This window comes from Streptomyces sp. NPDC057654 (genome assembly GCF_042800135.1).
In the GTDB taxonomy this organism is placed as follows: domain Bacteria; phylum Actinomycetota; class Actinomycetes; order Streptomycetales; family Streptomycetaceae; genus Streptomyces.
The window spans coordinates 1-3,194 of sequence record NZ_JBHVHQ010000937.1; the positions used below are offsets into that span (position 1 = coordinate 1).

Genomic DNA, 3,194 nt, shown 5'->3' on the forward strand with positions numbered 1-3,194 from the left:
GGCCCACCCGCGCGGAGCTGAGGGCCCTTCGGGAACCGCTGCTGCCGTCGTCCGCGCGCGTCGACCGCTTCCGGCTCCTCGCCGCGCGGTCGCAGTTCCTCGCCCGGCGCGGTCAGCGCCGACCGCCGGTCCAGCTTGCCGCTCGGGGTGAGCGGCAGCGCGTCGAGGAGCCGGAAGCGGTCGACGCGCGCGTACGACGGCAGCAGCGGTTCCAGATGGGCCGTCAGCTCCTCGCGTGTGGGCCGCGGGGACCCGGCACGGCACTGGAGGCAGGCCGCGAGCCGCTCGCCGTCCCGCACCACCACCGCGTTGACGACGGCCGGATGGCTCAGCAGCGCCGCCTCGACCTGGCCCAGCTCCAGCCGGTGGCCGCTGAGTTTGATCTGCTGGTCGTCGCGGCCCAGGTAGTGCAGCAGGCCCTGCCGGTCGAACCGCGCCCGGTCGCCGCTGCGGTAGAAGGTCCCGAGGCCCGGCACCTCCACGAAGCGTTCGTCGTTGAGCGCGGGATCGTCCAGGTAGCAGGGCGTGACCATCGTGCCGCCGATCAGCAGCCGGCCGGGGCAGCCGGGCGGCACGGGCTCGCCGGACGCGTCGACGACGCGCAGCCAGGCCCCCGGCACGGGGCGGCCGATGGCAGGACGGGCCGGCCAGTCGGCCGGGTCGCCGTCCAGGCAGAGGCCGCTGACCACGTGCGTCTCGCTCGGCCCGTAGTGGTTGAACAGCCGCGCGCCGGGCATCCCCGCGAACCAGCGGCGGATGGCGTCGGTGCACAGCAACTGCTCGCCCGCCGAGACCACCTCCCGCAGCCGGGAGGGGAAGCGGCCCAGCCGCACGCCGTGCTCGGCCAGCATCTGCAACGCCACATAGGGCATGAACACACGCTCGGCGCCGGCCGCTTCGAGCTGCTCCAGGAACGCCGGAGCGTCCTGCCGCCAGCGCGGCTCCACGAGCGTGAGGCACCCGCCCCCGCACAAGGTGCTGAAGATCTCCTGGAAGGACACGTCGAAGGACAGCTTGGAGAACTGCTGCGTGACGGCCCCGCCGGGCAGCCCGCCCGGCCCCGTCTGCCAGTTCAGCAGATCGCACATCGTACGGTCCGGCACCTGCACGCCCTTGGGCATGCCGGTGGAGCCCGAGGTGAACAGGGTGTAGAGCGGCCGGCGCCCGTCGTGCGACGGGAGCTGCGGCGCTGCCGCGCTCGACAGCACCACCGGATGGCGGGGCAGGCCCTCCGGCGCGATCGCGTCGACGGCGGCCTCGCCGCCCGGCGCCGCCAGCACGCACAGCGGATCCACCTGGTCCAGGATCTGCCGCAGCAGCGCCGGGGGATAGGACGGGTCGAGTGGCACGATCGTGAGGTTGAGCCGCGCCAGCGCCAGCACCGACACCACGTGTTCCGCCGACGGCTCGAAGTGCAGCGCGACGCGGCACGGCAGGCCGTCGTGGTCGGGCAGCGGGAAGCGCGTACGCAACTCGGCGGCGAGCGCGACGGAGTACGCGTCGAGTTCGGCGTAGCTCAGGGTGCGGTCGCCGTCCGCGAGGGCCGGCGCGTCCGGCGTCCGGCGGACCTGGCGGGCGAACCCGTCGGCCACCGTGGCGAATTCCGACGTCGGCGCGGGGGCGCGGCCGGGGTCCGGCAGGCCGCGCCGGTACGGGGCCACCAGTTCGGCCAGGGTCTGGGTACCGCCCTCGGCCAGGCTGTCCAGGGCACGCCGGAACAGCCCGTCCAGGGCCCGTATCTCCGTGGCGTCGAACTTGCCGTCCGCGTACTCCCACAGACAGTCGAAGCCGGTGCCGCGCTCGACCACGGACAGGGTGAGCGGGCACTTCGCGTCGGCCGCCGCCGGCCACAGGGGCTCGGAACGGCAGCCGGGCAGGGCCAGCGCGTCGAAGTCCGTGTTCTCCAGGACGAACATGAAGTCGAAGGGCGGGCCGTCGGCGCGGGGGCCCTGGTCGGCGAGGACGTCCGCCAGCGCCACGTCCTGCCGGTCCAGTACGCGCTGGGAGGCGGTCCCGTGCCGCCGGAGCTGGGCGCGCAGGCGTTCGGCCGGGTCCAGGTCCAGCGGCAGCAGCACGGTGTTGGCGAACATGCCGACGCCGGACTCGAAGTCCTGCACCGGGCGGTTGGCCACCGGTCCGGCGATCCGCGGGCGGCTGCGGCCGGTCACCCCGTACAGGCTCCAGGCGAACACGCCCAGCAGAACCTGGAACCGGGTGAGCCCCAGCTCCGTGCCCAGCCTGTCGAGCGCGGCGCGCCGCTCCGGGCCGAGCGAGGTGTGCAGCAGCCGGCCGGCGTCGCGGGCGGGGACGGGGCTCGGGTCGAACGGCGGCTCGGCCTCGTCGGCCTCGTCCGCGTCGGGGCGGCCGTAGTGCTCCGCGAGCGCGGTGCGCTGGGCCCGGTAGGCGGGCCGGGCGAACCAGTCGGCCTGCCAGGCCGCGTAGTCGAGCGGCGTCGGGATGGGATCGGTCGCACCGTCCGAATTGCCTTGGCCGTCCTCCGCGCCGTTGAGCGCGGCGGCGTAGTCCGCCGAGAGCTCGCGGAAGAGGACGTTGAGCGACCAGCCGTCGACGGCGATGTGGTGCAGGCGCAGCAGCAGTACGCCGCTGTCCACACAGTCCTCGGCGGGCAGCCAGCATGCCTGGAACAGCCGCGGCTGTCTCAGGTCGAAGGGCTCACCGAAGAACCGGTCGGCGGCCGCATGCCAGGCGGCTTCGCCGCTGGAAGTTCCCCCGTCGCCCGGCTCCGAGCCGTCGGCGACCGCGCTGCCGGGCCCTGCCCCGCTCGGCCCCGTACTGGCAGACGACGCGTCGCCCCGCTCCAAGCCGGCCGCCGCGGGTGCCGCCGCCCAAGGGTCGTACGGCTCCGCCACCACCTGCCGGAGCCCCTCCGGCGCGGCCTCGAAAGCGGTCCGCAGGGCCGGGTGCCGGGTCACCAGCCCGCGCAGCGAGCGGCGCAGCGCGGCGGTGTCGACGGCGCCCTCGATGCGGAAGACGAGCCCGACGTTGTACGCGCGTGAGTCCGGGTCGCGCTGCTGGTGGAGCCACAGCCGCTGCTGTTCGGACGTCGCGGGCGCGGAGCGCGCGCCCGAGGGCGGGGCGGGCGCGGGGTACGGGGACTCGCCCTCCTCCCGGCCCGCCGCGATCGCGGCGGCCAGTTCCTCGAAGGTCGCGCGCAGGACGAGGACCTGCGGCAC

At 75.1% G+C, this 3,194-nt stretch carries 1 protein-coding gene; it reads right to left on the reverse strand.

Going from position 1 to position 3,194, the window contains the following annotated elements:
* The coding region (locus ACFU99_RS38555; protein WP_384401846.1) for an AMP-binding protein at positions 1-3,194 on the reverse strand (3,194 nt) is incomplete at both ends.